The sequence below is a fragment of the Gilliamella sp. X-57 genome, from assembly GCF_057063565.1.
Genome location: NZ_JBXSQI010000004.1, coordinates 88,361 through 102,745, shown reverse-complemented (window position 1 = coordinate 102,745; position 14,385 = coordinate 88,361). Strand labels below are relative to the sequence as shown.

At 35.5% G+C, this 14,385-nt stretch carries 13 protein-coding genes and 1 pseudogene; 8 read left to right on the top strand and 6 right to left on the bottom strand.

Translation table 11 applies throughout. The features are described from left to right. Window position 1: 1 nt before the first annotated feature. From citF to ACYIAL_RS03320, 6 genes and pseudogenes are all read right to left on the bottom strand, one after another. Window positions 2-1,531, bottom strand: a complete 1,530-nt coding sequence (gene citF / locus ACYIAL_RS03345) for a citrate lyase subunit alpha (RefSeq protein WP_065587590.1) — start codon at window positions 1,529-1,531, stop codon at window positions 2-4. A gap of 12 nt (window positions 1,532-1,543) precedes the next feature. Then, window positions 1,544-2,431 (bottom strand): citrate (pro-3S)-lyase subunit beta, encoded by an 888-nt coding sequence (citE, locus tag ACYIAL_RS03340; protein WP_174797382.1) that lies wholly within the window; start codon window positions 2,429-2,431, stop codon window positions 1,544-1,546. Continuing rightward, window positions 2,428-2,718 (bottom strand): citrate lyase acyl carrier protein, encoded by a 291-nt coding sequence (gene citD / locus ACYIAL_RS03335; RefSeq protein WP_065637374.1) that lies wholly within the window; start codon window positions 2,716-2,718, stop codon window positions 2,428-2,430. Before citD ends, citE begins: the two co-directional genes overlap by 4 nt. A gap of 20 nt (window positions 2,719-2,738) precedes the next feature. Further along, window positions 2,739-3,773: a [citrate (pro-3S)-lyase] ligase gene (citC, locus tag ACYIAL_RS03330; RefSeq protein ID WP_174797381.1), complete on the bottom strand. Its 1,035-nt coding sequence runs from the start codon at window positions 3,771-3,773 to the stop codon at window positions 2,739-2,741. Window positions 3,774-3,777: 4 nt separating this feature from the next. Further along, window positions 3,778-4,623 (bottom strand): fumarylacetoacetate hydrolase family protein, encoded by an 846-nt coding sequence (locus ACYIAL_RS03325; RefSeq protein ID WP_174797380.1) that lies wholly within the window; start codon window positions 4,621-4,623, stop codon window positions 3,778-3,780. Between the two features lie 95 nt (window positions 4,624-4,718). Then, a pseudogene (locus ACYIAL_RS03320) lies at window positions 4,719-6,011 on the bottom strand (2-hydroxycarboxylate transporter family protein); the annotation flags it as partial. A 277-nt stretch (window positions 6,012-6,288) separates the two neighbouring features. Between ACYIAL_RS03320 and ACYIAL_RS03315 the strand changes: the two are divergent. The 8 genes from ACYIAL_RS03315 to glyA all read left to right on the top strand — a co-directional run bounded on the left by ACYIAL_RS03315 (window position 6,289) and on the right by glyA (window position 14,350). Next, complete coding sequence (locus ACYIAL_RS03315; protein WP_483750976.1) at window positions 6,289-7,881, top strand: ATP-binding protein; 1,593 nt, start codon at window positions 6,289-6,291, stop codon at window positions 7,879-7,881. Window positions 7,882-7,893: 12 nt separating this feature from the next. After that, entirely contained in the window at window positions 7,894-8,595 is a 702-nt protein-coding gene (locus ACYIAL_RS03310; RefSeq protein ID WP_174797377.1) for a response regulator, read from the top strand. A gap of 170 nt (window positions 8,596-8,765) precedes the next feature. Continuing rightward, window positions 8,766-9,737 carry a glutathione S-transferase family protein gene (locus ACYIAL_RS03305; RefSeq protein WP_174797376.1) on the top strand — a complete coding sequence of 324 codons (972 nt, stop codon included), beginning with the start codon at window positions 8,766-8,768 and terminating at the stop codon, window positions 9,735-9,737. A gap of 22 nt (window positions 9,738-9,759) precedes the next feature. Further along, window positions 9,760-10,500 (top strand): amino acid ABC transporter permease, encoded by a 741-nt coding sequence (locus ACYIAL_RS03300; protein WP_483750975.1) that lies wholly within the window; start codon window positions 9,760-9,762, stop codon window positions 10,498-10,500. Beyond that, complete coding sequence (locus ACYIAL_RS03295; RefSeq protein ID WP_174797374.1) at window positions 10,497-11,255, top strand: amino acid ABC transporter ATP-binding protein; 759 nt, start codon at window positions 10,497-10,499, stop codon at window positions 11,253-11,255. Before ACYIAL_RS03300 ends, ACYIAL_RS03295 begins: the two co-directional genes overlap by 4 nt. 14 nt (window positions 11,256-11,269) lie before the next feature. Continuing rightward, a complete protein-coding gene (locus ACYIAL_RS03290; RefSeq protein ID WP_174797373.1) occupies window positions 11,270-11,695 on the top strand; it encodes a GNAT family N-acetyltransferase in 426 nt (141 codons plus the stop codon). Window positions 11,696-11,764: 69 nt separating this feature from the next. Next, window positions 11,765-12,586, top strand: a complete 822-nt coding sequence (locus ACYIAL_RS03285; protein WP_174797372.1) for a transporter substrate-binding domain-containing protein — start codon at window positions 11,765-11,767, stop codon at window positions 12,584-12,586. A gap of 507 nt (window positions 12,587-13,093) precedes the next feature. Beyond that, window positions 13,094-14,350, top strand: a complete 1,257-nt coding sequence (gene glyA, locus ACYIAL_RS03280; protein ID WP_483750974.1) for a serine hydroxymethyltransferase — start codon at window positions 13,094-13,096, stop codon at window positions 14,348-14,350. Window positions 14,351-14,385: the final 35 nt, after the last annotated feature.

Below are 14,385 nucleotides of genomic sequence, written 5' to 3'. Positions count from 1 at the left end.
ATTAGTCTTTAACTTCACGCACGACATCAATAACTGAACCGTCGCGGAAATGGACAATACCAACAATTTTATCTTTAAACTCGATTGGTTTTGGCTCACCAGTTAAAGATACAGCACGTTGATAAAGCTCTTCAATGCTCATAATTGGTAAATTAGCTGCTTTTAAACGTTCAGCAATTTCTGGACGGTTAGGATTAACCGCAATACCATGGTCAGTTACTAGCACATCAACGCTTTCACCAGGAGTGACTAGTGTTGTTACCTTTTTAATTACCGTTGGAATACGGCTACGAATCAGTGGTGCAACAACGATTGTTAAGTTTGCACCAGCAGCAGTATCACAGTGACCGCCAGACGCACCACGCATAACGCCGTCAGAACCAGTTAATACATTAACATTGTAATCAAGGTCAATTTCTAAAGCACTTAAAATAACAATATCAAGTTCATCAACGCTTGCACCTTTTGATGCTGGGTTCGCATAAACGTTGGTTGATACTTCAATATGATCTTTATTTTTACCTAAAGATTGTCCAGCTGTGCCATCAAAGCTTTGAGTGTCTAATAAACGTTTAACTAATCCTTTTTCATGAAGATCAACAATACTTGCTGTAATACCACCTAATGCAAATGATGCAGTGATATTTTTTGCACGCATACGATTTTCAAGGAAGCGAGTTGCCGCAGTTGACGATGCACCCGAACCAGTTTGAATTGAAAAACCATCTTTGAAATAGCCTGAATGTTCAATAACATCAGCTGCATAACGCGCGATCATCAGTTCGCGTGGATTGCTAGTGATACGTGCTGCCCCCACACTGATTTTAGTTGGATCACCCACCTCATCAACTTTAACGATATAGTCAACTTGATCTTGGCGAATACTTGCCGGATGGTTAGGATATCCAACGATATCTTCAGTTAGTAGTACCACTTTTTTAGCAAATTGCGCATCGACCATAGCATAACCGAGTGCACCACATTGTGATTTACCCGATACCCCATTAGCGTTACCTTGTTCATCAGCGGTTGATACAGCTAAAAATGCGATATCAATATTAATTTCACCACTTTGGATAAGTTTTACTCGACCACCATGAGAATGGATATGAACAGGGTTTTCCATTAAACCGTGTGAAATTGCATCGGCTAATTTACCACGTAGACCAGAAGTATAAATTTTAGTAATGACCCCTGATTCGATATGAGGTATTAAAGCCGAATTACAGCTTAATAATGAACTTGAAGCTAACGTTAAGTTTTTAATGCCTAACTTACTGATCGTTTCAACAACTTTGTTGATAACCTTATCACCTTCACGGAATGCATGGTGAAAAGAGATAGTCATACCATCACGTAATTCACATTTTTTAATTGCCTGTTCAATAGAATCACACAATTTACGCGTGTATTTAGACTCATCTTTTAAATATGGTGTTGTTGCGTTAGCATCAACAAAAGGCGTAATATTCTTGAGGTCAGGGTGCTGTTTAAGCAAATCATCAATTTTTTTGTTTATAGAAGTAGTCATTTTTCAATCCTATCAAATTTCTTTACGTACACCAGAATATTTAGCCAACTCGATAACTTTTCTAGCACGAGCAATAATCGGTGCATCAATCATTTTGCCGTTTAAGGAAATAACGCCAAGGCCTTTTCTTTCACCTTCTTCTGCTGCTTCAACTACTTTTTGAGCATGATCAACTTCAGCTGCTGTTGGAGCATACGCATTATGTAATAGTTCAATTTGTCTTGGATTGATCAGTGATTTACCGTTATATCCGAGTTTTTTGATTAGGCTAACTTCTTTTAAGAAACCTTCATCATCATTAACATTCGAATACACCACATCAAAGGCATCAATGCCAGCTACACGTGCTGCATGTAATACTGCGCAGCGAGCATAAAATAACTCAGTACCGTCGCCACGCTCAGTTTGCATATCAACAAGATAGTCAAATGCAGCTAGTGCAATACCGATTAAACGTGGAGAAGATTGAGCAATAGAAACGGCATTAACAACGCCTTGAGCAGATTCAATCGCAGCCATTAATTTAGTGCTGCCCACTTCACGCCCACACTCTTTTTCAATTCTTTCAACATGTGCTTCTAACTCATGAATATCTTCAGCGCAGTTAGTCATCGGTAAACGTACTACGTCAACACCAGCTCTTACCACTGCTTCAAGGTCTTTTAAACCAAATGGAGTATCAAGGGCGTTGATTCGTACTACTGTTTCAATTCCATGCTCTTTATAAACAGGAAGAAGCAATGTTTGTGCCACTAATAAACGTGCTGAATCTTTTTCTTTAATTGAAACCGCATCTTCAAGATCGAACATGATTGAATCAGGTTTATAAACAAATGAAGTCGATAACATTGCGGCGTTTGCACCTGGAAGAAATAGCATACTTCGACGTAATTTTTTCATAGTAATTTGCTCCAATCTAAGTTTTCTTCTTCTGCGCCACGTAATACTGCACATTGAACTCTAGCTTTAATAGCACAATCAAGTGCTCCTTTATCATCAATAATGATTAAACCGTCAGTTACATTAAGCTCATTTAAAGTTTGCTCAACAACTGCACGGATTTGATCGCCAAATTGTTTATTAACATCACTATTAATAACAATTTCAATTCCCGCGTTTGGCATGACTTTGACTAACAAATCGCTTGATTCAAGAGTCCCTGCCATGGCTTCTTTTTGTATTTTCATTTTTTACCTTTTAAAACGTATTAAATTTTAAATTTATCCAAATTAGCTGAAAGGTAATCCCATGTAGTAGATGGAACTAGCTTTTTTACCTCGTCATATCGCCCAGAGGCCAATAATTTTCTCACTAGTGAGGCCGATACTATAGTATCGCCTTCAGTTATCCGTGGAACTTCAACAACCGTGATCGCGGATTGTTTACTGACAGTGTTATCTTCAAGCCAATAAGACATGGCTTCATTATAAGCTTTAGTGACTTCATCATAAGGTTCCGTGCCAACAAATCGATAAGCGATATTTAGTGTTGGTGCAATATAATTTCGGAATATAAGCAGATCGATACCCATATAGGCTTGATCAATTTTTGCCTTATCTTTTAGAAAATAAGTCGGAAATGTTGCTCTTGAAATAATATAAGGCGAGCTAGCATGCACAGTAACATTTTTTATGTGTTTAGTACCATCTTGAACTAATTTTAAACGTGTATCAAATGAAAATTGTGATGCATTTTCATTGACGACAAAAACATGTAACCAATCACATTGGCTGGCTGCATATTGTACAAGATATTGATGACCTTTAGTAAAAGGATTGGCATTCATAACAATACTGCCAATCTTTTTTCCGTCTTTTTGTTGTGTGTGCAGTTGCTTACAATACTGTTTAATGCCAACAGGATTATTTTCCATTAAGACAGCAAGATCGGTTATTTCAACAATAGGGTAAAAGCCACATCCTTTAAAAAAATCTATATTTTCAGGCTTTGTATATAAAAAAAGGTGAAAATAGCCGCTTTCGTTAGCATATTTTATGGTGTGATCCATTAAAGTAAGATTTAGTTGATTGCCACGATAATCAGGATCAATAGCAACGCACTTTATAATATCACGATCAATCCCTGCACAAGCTACAATTTTAGCGTCAATTTTTATGACCATAAAAATGGTAACTTGTGAATCTAAATTGAGATCAGAGCGAGATAATAGTTGCTCAATTTCTTGATAATCTTGTTTTGATTTGGATATATCAACAACAGTGTAATCAGCTAAATCATACATAATGTTACCCTTTTTCTGCTACAACAGAGTTAGTTAAACGCCCAATCTTGGTAATTTCAACTTCAATAATATCCCCATCTTGCATAAACACAGGAGGGTGACGTTTTTTACCCACTCCACCAGGTGAACCAGTAAGAATGACATCTCCAGGCGATAAATGAGTAAATGTACTGATATATGAAATTAATTCAGGCACAGTATGCACAAGATTTTTGATAGAATCATGTTGCATTTGCTCGCCATTTAAATAAGTGGTTAAAGATAATTCTTTTGGATCAGGAATCTCATCACTTGTTGTAATACATGGGCCAAATGCGCCAGTGCTTGGCCAATTTTTACCAGCGGTAAACCATGTATACTGCCAGTCGCGAATAGAACCATCCATATAACAGCTATAACCTGCTACATATGATAACGCATCTTCTTGCTTAATACGAAAACCTGTTTTACCAATAATAATTGCTAATTCGCCCTCATAATCTAATTCATTAGTAATGGCTGGTTTTATAATATTGGTTTTGTGACCTGTTTGTGAGTCAGGAAAACGAACGAAAAGCGTCGGTGCGGAGCTGGTTTCATTAAATTCTGCTCGTTTTTCGGCATAGTTCATACCAACACATAAAATTTTGTTTGGATTTGGAATGACGGGTAAAAAAGTAATGTCTTGTTCATCAATGTCACTTGGGGCATCAAGATAGGTTTTGGCAATAGATAATCCTTCTTTGTCGGCAAGTAGTGATTTTAAATCGGCATATTTATCACCTAATTTTTGCTTTAAATCAACAATACCGTTGTGAGTAAGAAGACCAAAACTTGCTCTACCAGAAACAAGATAACTGACAAGCTTCATGAAAACTCCTTAAAAGCTATTTGTGTTAATTGTAAATATAAAATAAAAATAAACAACCTTAGTATAAACTAAGGTTGTTTTTTAATATGTTAAATCTATACTAAGAAATTGCCGAGAATAAGTAATGATACTGACACATTAATTGCACCACCAATACGAGTTGCAATTTGTGCAAATGGCATTAGCTCCATACGTTCTGCAGCAGTTAAGATTGCCACGTCACCAGTTCCCCCTTGGCCACTTTGACAACAAGAAATAACAGCAGCATCAACAGGATACATACCAAGTGCTTTTGACACAAAGAAACCAGTGGTCACTAAGCTCACTACTGTACAAACAATAACAATTAAGTTAGTAATAGTGAAAGCATCAACAATTCTTTCCCATGGAGTAATTGCCACACCTACTGCAAATAGAATTGGGTAAGTTACTGATGTTTGGAAAAATTTATAAACAACTTGTGAGCCACTTAATACTTTTGGTGAAACACCTGATACTAATTTAACAAAAACTGCTGCAAATAACATACCCACTGGAGCAGGAAGACCGATTAATTTGTGTCCAATCATACCAACCATATAAAGGATAGCCGCTAATAAAACACCTGAAGCAAATGTTGTAACATCTATTGCCATTTCAGGTTTAGCAGATTTTTTGTCCATTGAATCATCATCCTTAGATGCGGGTAATAATCGACCGTTACCTGTTAAGTGAGGATAAATTTTACCAATACGGTTAAGAATACCACCACAAATAATACCAGTTAAACCACCAAGCATGACAATCGGTAATACTCGACCAAGTGCATCACCTTGTTCCATACCTAAAATTGCAGCATAACCAATTGAAAGTGGAATTGCACCTTCACCTACACCACCAGCCATGATAGGTAAAACTAAGAAGAAAAATGTTTCAAATGGTGTTAAACCAAGTAAATAACCGACAGCTACACCAACAATCATACCAACAATTTCACCGCAAAGCATTGGCGCAAAGATTCTTAAGAAGCCTTGAATAAGTGTTCTCTTATCCATATTCATAATACTACCTACGATGATACAGCAGATATATAAATAAAGGATATGTGTATCTTTATAGAATTTGGTCGTTGCTTCAACAACTGGTGTAGGCAAAATACCATAATAAACAAGTGCAGATGGAATAAAAGTTGCACAGATTGCTGCTGCCCCCATTTTACCTACAATAGGTAAACGTTTACCAATTTCACCACATAAGAAACCAAAGAAAGCACAAGTAACCACCATGACCACGATTTCGCTAGGTAACTTGCCAGTTACTAACACTTCTGCACAAATAAGGATACCGGCAATAATAAATAATGGAAGTGGAATTACACCAATTTTATAGTTGTCCATAAGGCGCCACCAATTATATGGCCAACCTGTTAACTTTTCTTCAAGGGGCTTACTCGTTGATTCTTTTTGATTATGTTTATTTTCAAGTGACTTGAAATCCGCCATTTATTTTTTTCTCCAAAATGTCTTAATTTATTCGAAATTGTTGGAGTGTATCTTTACAAAAAATTAATGAAATTTTTGTGATATAAATCATAAATTAACTGTGGTTTTTATGGTTTTAAAGGCTAAATGTTTTTTAATGCTGTGTTACACTTATTAGAATTTAATTTGAAAAGTAAATGCAAAAATGCGAAAAAAAATCCCGTTATCGTTTACAACAAAGCTTTTTTTATCGCTTTTGTTTTTTTCATTGATTATTCTTGCGCTATTACAGAGCTATATTTGGAACACAACAGAAACAAATTTGTATCGAAGCTTGGGCGAAAAAGCGCAGATTCAAGCAAAAGAGTTATCTGTTTTACCAAGTTTAATTGAATATGTCAAAGAAAAAGACACAAATAAAATCGCTAATTTAATCACAGAGATATTTGAACAAAGCGATGCGAGCTATATTGTTATTGGTGATGCGAATGCCAACCGTCTATTTCACACAGCTAATAGTCCTTTACACTCCCCCATGGTTGGTGGTGATAATCAAGAGGTTCTTAACGGTAATAGTAGCATATCCATCAGTGAAGGATCTCTTGGTTTAGCATTAAGAGGCAAAGCACCGATTGTTGATCACGGTAAAATTATCGGCATTGTCTCGGTCGGTTATATGATTGATGATATTTATGCATTGCATATACAGCAATTTATACCATTTATCTTTTTTTGCTCCTTATTGTTTTTAGCGTTATTTATCTTTTCATATTGTTTTTCAAAAGCAATTAAAAAACAGATGTTTAATTTAGAGCCTAAAGCCATTGCACTATTGGTGAAAAGCCAAAAGTCGATCATGGAGTCGATTTTTGAAGGGGTTATCGCAATTGATCTTAATTATAAAATTATCAATATTAATCAATCTGCTCGTGCTATGTTAGAGATTAAGATAAGTGATGATGAGTTACATGAACATGATTTAAGAGCATTTATTAAATCAAGCGATTTTATTTATAAAAATGATAACCAAACCGAAGACATGCATGATCATATTTGTTATTTCAATAGTATTATTGTCATTGCAAGCAAAGTTCGTGTGGTCATCGATGATAAAACTCAAGGTTGGGTTATTACTTTTCGTAACTTTGATGATATTAATATATTAAGTATGCAATTAACACAAGTGACACAATATGTCGATAATTTGCGCGCATTAAGGCATGAGCATCTAAATTGGTTGGCAACATTATCGGGTTTAATTTATATGAAACGGTATGAAGAAGCGCAATCTTTTATCGCATTGCATTCTGCTGATAATCAAAGTAATTTAGATTTTATCACTACACATTTTAAGATGCCAGCTGTATGTGGTTTGTTAATTGGTAAATATGCAAAATCACATGAAATAGGTTTAAATCTACTATTTGATCCTGCATGCCAATTAAGTGTATTACCTTCACTTATCACCGAAACAGAATTTATGTCAATTTTAGGTAATTTGCTTGATAATGCCTTTAATGCCAGTTTAAAAAATGATCGTGGTGATAAAACAATTTATTTATATCTTAGTGATGCAACAGATGAAATTGTACTTGAGATCAGTGACCAAGGTTGTGGTATCGATGAAAATATTCGTGATTCAATTTTCGAACCTGGCGTCACATCTCAAGAGGGTAAAGAACATGGCATAGGTTTACATCTTGTTTCAACCTATATAAAAAAGGCCAATGGTTATATTACATTTGAAGATAATACCCCTTATGGAACAATTTTTTCTGTATTTATACCTAAACAATAGAAAGGCAACTATATGAAAGAATTTCAAGAAGATAACATTAAAGTGCTGATTGTTGAAGATGAGCCCATTTTAGCAGAGCTCAATGCCGAGTTTATTCAAAAAGATACAAGGGTCAAAGTAATCGGTATTGCTTCGAATTTATCTGAAGCTAAAATGATGGTAGAAAAATTAAAGCCAACATTGATTTTGCTCGATAATTACTTGCCTGACGGAAAAGGAATAGAATTATTTGAATATATCATCAACAATCATCTAGATTGTTATGTTATTTTTATGACAGCTGCAAGTGATATGGATACATGTAGTAAAGCAATTCGTTATGGTGCGTTTGATTATTTGATTAAACCCGTCTCTTATCAACGATTAAAGCATTCGCTTGAACGGTTTGAACTTTTTTTATATCGACAAAGCTTACAAAAACACGTCAATCAACGAAAAATTGATGAACTTTTCAATTTGCAAACCAAAGACTTTGTTAATATGAACCGACACTCAAAAGGCATTGAGGAAATCACATTACAAAAAGTGAAAGACATTTTTATGCAGAGCGAGAACGCTCTCACCGTTGATGAAATAGTAGAAAAAGCCAATATTAGCAAAACAACTGCTAGGCGATATTTAGAATATTGCGTCCAAATCAAATTATTAACAGTTGAACTTAATCATGGGAAAATTGGCCGTCCAGAAAGATTATATAGACGTTTAGGTAAATAAATAATTAAATTAAGACAATTTTTATATAGTAGCTTATTTCATATATAATTGATAATTATATAAATATGCTTATTTGTTATTTTAACTGCAAAATATTTGATGCTAGATTGAACTAACCTAGTTGTCCAGAGAGTTAAATTTTGCAGTACTAAATAATAAGGAGTAAGCGTATGTCTTTAGCTATAGGAAAGATCGTTACTAATGAAAATAATGAAATTGACAAAAATGGGGCATTTGTCCGCCAAACTAACCGTTTTGGTACACCATTTGGCGATAAACCTGGACAGTTACCCGTTGAGGCGGGTCGTTATCGTTTAATTTGGGCAGCTATTTGCCCTTGGGCACACCGATCAATGATAGCTATCAAATTATTAGGGTTAGATGATGTAATTAGTATCGGTAAAGTAAGTCCAGTTAGAACCTCTAATGGCTGGGAATTTTCGCTTGATGCCGGTGGTGTTGATCCTGTATTAGGTATTCGTTATCTACCTGAAATTTATGCTTTAACTGATCCTGAGTATGATGGCAGGGCGACAGTGCCAACCGTTGTCGATATAAAAACTGGCAAAGTTGTCAATAACGATTATTTTAAACTGACTTATTATTGGGAAACCGCATTTAAACCTTTCCATAAAACGGGTGCACCAGACCTTTATCCTGAACAATTACGAGTGGATATTGATGCACTAAACGATGTAATATTTCATGAAGTAAATAATGGCGTGTACAAAGCAGGTTTTGCTCGTTCGCAAAAAGCTTATGAAGATGCTTATCATATTGTTTTTAATCGCTTAGATAAGCTAGAACAGCGTTTGAGTCAATCACGTTATCTATTTGGTGATAAGATAACTGATTCTGATATTCGCCTCTATGTGACATTAGCTCGATTTGATGTTGCCTACTATGGCGCCTTTAAAACCAATCGTAATCGAATTATCGACTATCCTAACTTATGGGCCTATGCACGAGATCTTTATCAAATACCTGCTTTTGGTGAAACTACTGATTTTGAAGCAATAAAGAAAGGCTATTTTTTGGGTGATAATGCGCATAATCCTTATGATATTTTACCCTTAGGTCCAGATGTGAGTAATTGGCATACACCACATAACCGAGATAAACAGTTTAGTTCAAGTCACTAATTTAATTAATGGGATAATTATAATGCCAAATATATTAGATATTGGATTGATTTTTACTCAAATCCCAATGTTACTTGCTTATTTGCCCGTAACACTTTTTATTACTTTTTTCTCAATGTTACTTGGGGTAATGCTCGGTCTGATTATTGCTATCATCAAAATGAATAAAATACCGATATTATCACAAATATCAGCGGTATTTGTCTCTTTTATAAGAGGAACGCCATTATTAGTACAGCTTTATTTAAGCTTTTATGGTATTCCTATCTTATTGCGTTATATCAATTATTTTTATGACACTCACTATAATATTAATGGCATATCTCCAATGTTTTTTGTGTTAATTGCCTTTTCGTTAAACGAGGCAGCTTATAATTCAGAAACAATCCGCGCAGCATTACAGTCTGTGAATAAAGGTCAGATTGAAGCTGCGCAATCATTGGGCATGACCTATAGCCAATTGTTACGAAGAATTGTCATTCCTGAAGCCGTTATTGTGGCCTTACCTAATTTAGGTAATGCGCTAATTGGTTTACTAAAAGGCACATCATTAGCGTTTATTTGTTCAGTAACCGAAATGACCGGTCGAGGGAAAACTTTAGCTGGGCATAGTTATCGTTATTTTGAAGTTTATATTTCATTAGCATTAATTTACTGGGTATTGACCATTATTATTGAACTGATTATGAAATATTTAGAAAAGCGTTTAACCATTTCTGACAGTGTTAACACTCCAAGTTATCGCCGAGGGAAATTATTATGATTAATGTGCAAAATTTGACATTATCTTTTCATCATAATCTGATATTGAATCAACTTAACTTTCACATTCGCCCCCATGAAATTGTCGCAATTATTGGGGCATCGGGTGCTGGTAAATCAACACTTTTACGGTGTTTAAATTTATTAGAAAAACCACAACAAGGTCAGATCCGTATTGATCATTTTGAATTTGATGTCAGTTGTAGAAAAAGGCATGAAGTTGTGGCGTTTCGCCAGCAAACAGCAATGGTGTTTCAACAATTCAATTTATTTCAACAAAAAAATGCTTTAGAAAATGTTATGGAAGGGTTAATGATTGTGAAAAAATACCCAAAGGATAAAGCGCAGCAGATAGCCTATGAAAAATTGGCTCAGGTTGGTCTTGCGGAGCGAATTTATCATTATCCAAAACAGTTATCAGGTGGGCAACAGCAAAGAGTTGCAATTGCTAGGGCGTTAGCTATGGAACCGAAAGTGTTGTTGCTTGATGAACCCACCTCGGCACTAGATCTTGAACTGGTGGGTGAAGTGTTAGCAACCATCAAAATAGCCGCTAAATCAGGCATTACTATGATTTTAGTTTCTCATGAAATGAGTTTTGTACATGATATTGCAACTCGGGTGCTATTTTTAGATAAAGGTCAAATCATTGAAGATGGTTCACCGCAGCAGGTGTTTTCAAATCCAACTCAATCAAGAACGAAAGATTTTTTGGCCAGATATTATTCTGCTGGGCAAATAGATTATGAAATTTAATAAATGGAGTATAAATGAATATTATTATTCGACAACATTGTGATGGAATTAATTGGCAAGATGTCGCTGATTTACTTGCTTTTTATGGACTTAGTTCATTGGATGCTAAAACACAAGAACTAGTGTTTCGTAAGAGCTATTCCGTTGTATTTTTACTGGAAAAAAACCGAGTAGTGGGTGTTGGGCGTGCATTATCTGATGGTGTTTGTCAGGCAGCTGTATATAACATTGCATTGGCGAAACACCTACATGGACAACAGTATGGACGGCTGATTGTTGATAAACTTGTTGAGCAAGTAAAACAGTGCAATATCATCCTTTACACCCATCCACAAACCGTCGAATTTTATAAAAATTTGGGCTTTGAAGTAATGAAAACTGGCATGGCGCGTTATCAAGCCGATCATATAACTGAAATGAGACATATGGGTTTTATTTAAAATATCGATAAAAAAGAGTGCAAAAAATCCATTTGCGGTATTGAGCTAAATTTACGGGGGAATAGCTTTATGAATTACAAAAAATGGTTAAGTATTTTAGCAGTAGGGGCTTTATTTTTGACTGGTTGTGATAACCAAAATAAGGGCGAAGAAGCAAAAGGTAAAGAAACAATTATTATTGCAACATCGGGTGCACCGAGCCCTTTCACCACAGTAGATGAGAAAGGTGAGTTAATGGGATATGATATTGATGTGGTAAAAGCAATATTTGCAAAATTACCGCAATACGAGATTAGCTTTGAAATTACAGAATTTCCTTCTGTTTTAGCTGGGCTTGATGCGCAGCGTTATCAGGTAGGCGCCAATAATTATGCCATGAATGAAAAGCGCAAAGAAAAGTATTTTTATTCTGATCCTATTTTTAAAAACCAGTACGCCATTGCGGTGGCAAAAAACAGTAACGACATTAAAAACTTTGCTGATCTAAATGGCAAATCAACCGAAGTGACACCGGGACTGAATTATGCTACCGCATTAGAGCTTTATAATGAACAGCATCCCAATAATCCTGTTAAAATTGTGTATAGTGAAGCTGATTTATTGCCAGTACTGCAACATGTTGAAACTGGACAATATGATTTTCAATTAATCGATAAAGTGATGCTATCACAATTGATTAACGAACATAATCTTAATCTTAAAATAATAGAATTAAGAAAAGAAGATGCTGATCGTATTGGTTCGCCATACAGTTACTTGTTAATCAGTAAAGGAGCTAAAGGCGAACAGTTAACCAAAGATATCAATGAGGGTATCAAAAAGATCATTAGTAATGGTGAATTATCGAAAATAAGTGATCACTATTTTCGAGCTGATTATTCACCTAAATAATCAATTTTCCTATTTTTTTGTATTGATAATCGATTCTTTTATCTCATAGTAGATAAGTATCGGTTATCCTCTCATCAGGTCGAATATTTAAGCCAACATTGATGTAATGAAAAATCGAATAAAAGTCACCCATTTGTTCACATTTTGTGGAAGTTAAATATCGGGCAAGTAATTAATAGGTTGACTTTATTAAAAAAACAAAAATTAAATAAAATAAATTAGCTACCTAAACATTCTTTGACGTTTTTTTACACTGTTTCCAAAGCTTTTCACTAAAAGTCTAATCAAAACTGCTTTAGGATTCATATTATCGATAATGCCTGCCTCCTTGAGACCATTTTTATTTGTCTATTTAATATAAATATTTTTTATAACTCTAAAAAAAGATTGAAATCACACGTTGATTAAGTAAGGATAATTAACTGTGATTTTTTATACCACATTATGCATACGCATATTGTGCAACTATGCCTTTAAGGCTGATGCAATAAATAATAAGGAGTCAACATGTTTAATAAAGATATGACTATTGCCGAGTATGATAAGGAATTGTGGGATGCCATTAAAGGCGAAGAGCAGCGTCAAGAAGATCATCTTGAGCTGATCGCATCAGAAAACTATACCAGCCCACGAGTAATGCAGGCGCAAGGATCACAGCTCACCAACAAATATGCCGAAGGTTATCCAGGGAAACGTTATTATGGTGGTTGTGAATATGTTGATGTTGTTGAAAAATTAGCAATTGAACGTGCTAAGGCCTTATTTGGCGCTGATTATGCTAATGTGCAACCGCATTCAGGTTCACAGGCCAATTTTGCGGTTTATATGGCGCTGTTAAAAACTGGCGATACTGTTTTAGGTATGAATCTATCAGAAGGTGGGCATTTGACACATGGTTCGCCGGTTAGCTTTTCTGGCAAGCTTTATCATATTGTGGATTATGGCGTTGATGATTCAGGACGCATTGATTATGACAAGCTAGCTAAAACAGCTCAAGAGTCTAAACCGAAAATGATTATTGGTGGGTTTTCGGCTTATTCTGGGGTGGTGGATTGGAAACGTATGCGCGAAATTGCTGATAGTGTGGGTGCTTATTTGTTTGTGGATATGGCGCACGTTGCTGGTTTGGTTGCCGCAGGTGTTTATCCAAATCCTGTTCCTTATGCACACGTTGTGACTACAACAACCCATAAAACTCTAGGTGGTCCACGCGGTGGATTGATTTTAGCCAAAGGTGGCAGTGAAGAATTATATAAAAAGTTAAATTCGGCGGTCTTTCCTGGAGCGCAAGGTGGACCTTTAATGCATGTGATTGCCGCTAAAGCGGTAGCATTAAAAGAAGCAATGGAACCCACTTATAAAGAATATCAACAACAAGTGGTTAAAAATGCCAAAACGATGGTTGACGTGATTGTACAACGTGGCTATAAAGTGGTTTCTGGTGAAACACATAATCATCTGTTTTTAATTGATTTAGTTGATAAAAATATCACCGGTAAAGAAGCTGATGCTGCTTTGGGGAGTGCCAATATTACTGTCAATAAAAATAGTGTACCTAAAGATCCACAAAGTCCGTTTGTGACATCAGGCGTGCGTATTGGTACGCCAGCTATTACTCGCCGAGGCTTTAAAGAAGCTGAATCAAGCGATTTGGCAAATTGGATTTGTGATGTTTTAGATAATATTGATGACGAGCAAACCATTCAAGTAGTAAAAGACAAAGTTTTAGCTATTTGTCGCCGCTTGCCGGTTTATCAGCATTAATGGCTGATTAATTTCGCCGACTATTGTCGGCGAAA

What these genes read in the sequence shown, in the direction of transcription:
- citD (WP_065637374.1), bottom strand. Translation starts at nt 2,718, where the DNA reads ATGAAAATACAAAAAGAAGCCATGGCAGGGACTCTTGAATCAAGCGAT.
- ACYIAL_RS03290 (WP_174797373.1), top strand. Translation starts at nt 11,270, where the DNA reads ATGAATATTATTATTCGACAACATTGTGATGGAATTAATTGGCAAGAT.
- ACYIAL_RS03295 (WP_174797374.1), top strand. Translation starts at nt 10,497, where the DNA reads ATGATTAATGTGCAAAATTTGACATTATCTTTTCATCATAATCTGATA.
- ACYIAL_RS03310 (WP_174797377.1), top strand. Translation starts at nt 7,894, where the DNA reads ATGAAAGAATTTCAAGAAGATAACATTAAAGTGCTGATTGTTGAAGAT.
- glyA (WP_483750974.1), top strand. Translation starts at nt 13,094, where the DNA reads ATGTTTAATAAAGATATGACTATTGCCGAGTATGATAAGGAATTGTGG.
- citC (WP_174797381.1), bottom strand. Translation starts at nt 3,773, where the DNA reads ATGTATGATTTAGCTGATTACACTGTTGTTGATATATCCAAATCAAAA.
- ACYIAL_RS03300 (WP_483750975.1), top strand. Translation starts at nt 9,760, where the DNA reads ATGCCAAATATATTAGATATTGGATTGATTTTTACTCAAATCCCAATG.
- citE (WP_174797382.1), bottom strand. Translation starts at nt 2,431, where the DNA reads ATGAAAAAATTACGTCGAAGTATGCTATTTCTTCCAGGTGCAAACGCC.
- ACYIAL_RS03325 (WP_174797380.1), bottom strand. Translation starts at nt 4,623, where the DNA reads ATGAAGCTTGTCAGTTATCTTGTTTCTGGTAGAGCAAGTTTTGGTCTT.
- ACYIAL_RS03285 (WP_174797372.1), top strand. Translation starts at nt 11,765, where the DNA reads ATGAATTACAAAAAATGGTTAAGTATTTTAGCAGTAGGGGCTTTATTT.
- ACYIAL_RS03315 (WP_483750976.1), top strand. Translation starts at nt 6,289, where the DNA reads ATGCGAAAAAAAATCCCGTTATCGTTTACAACAAAGCTTTTTTTATCG.
- ACYIAL_RS03305 (WP_174797376.1), top strand. Translation starts at nt 8,766, where the DNA reads ATGTCTTTAGCTATAGGAAAGATCGTTACTAATGAAAATAATGAAATT.
- citF (WP_065587590.1), bottom strand. Translation starts at nt 1,531, where the DNA reads ATGACTACTTCTATAAACAAAAAAATTGATGATTTGCTTAAACAGCAC.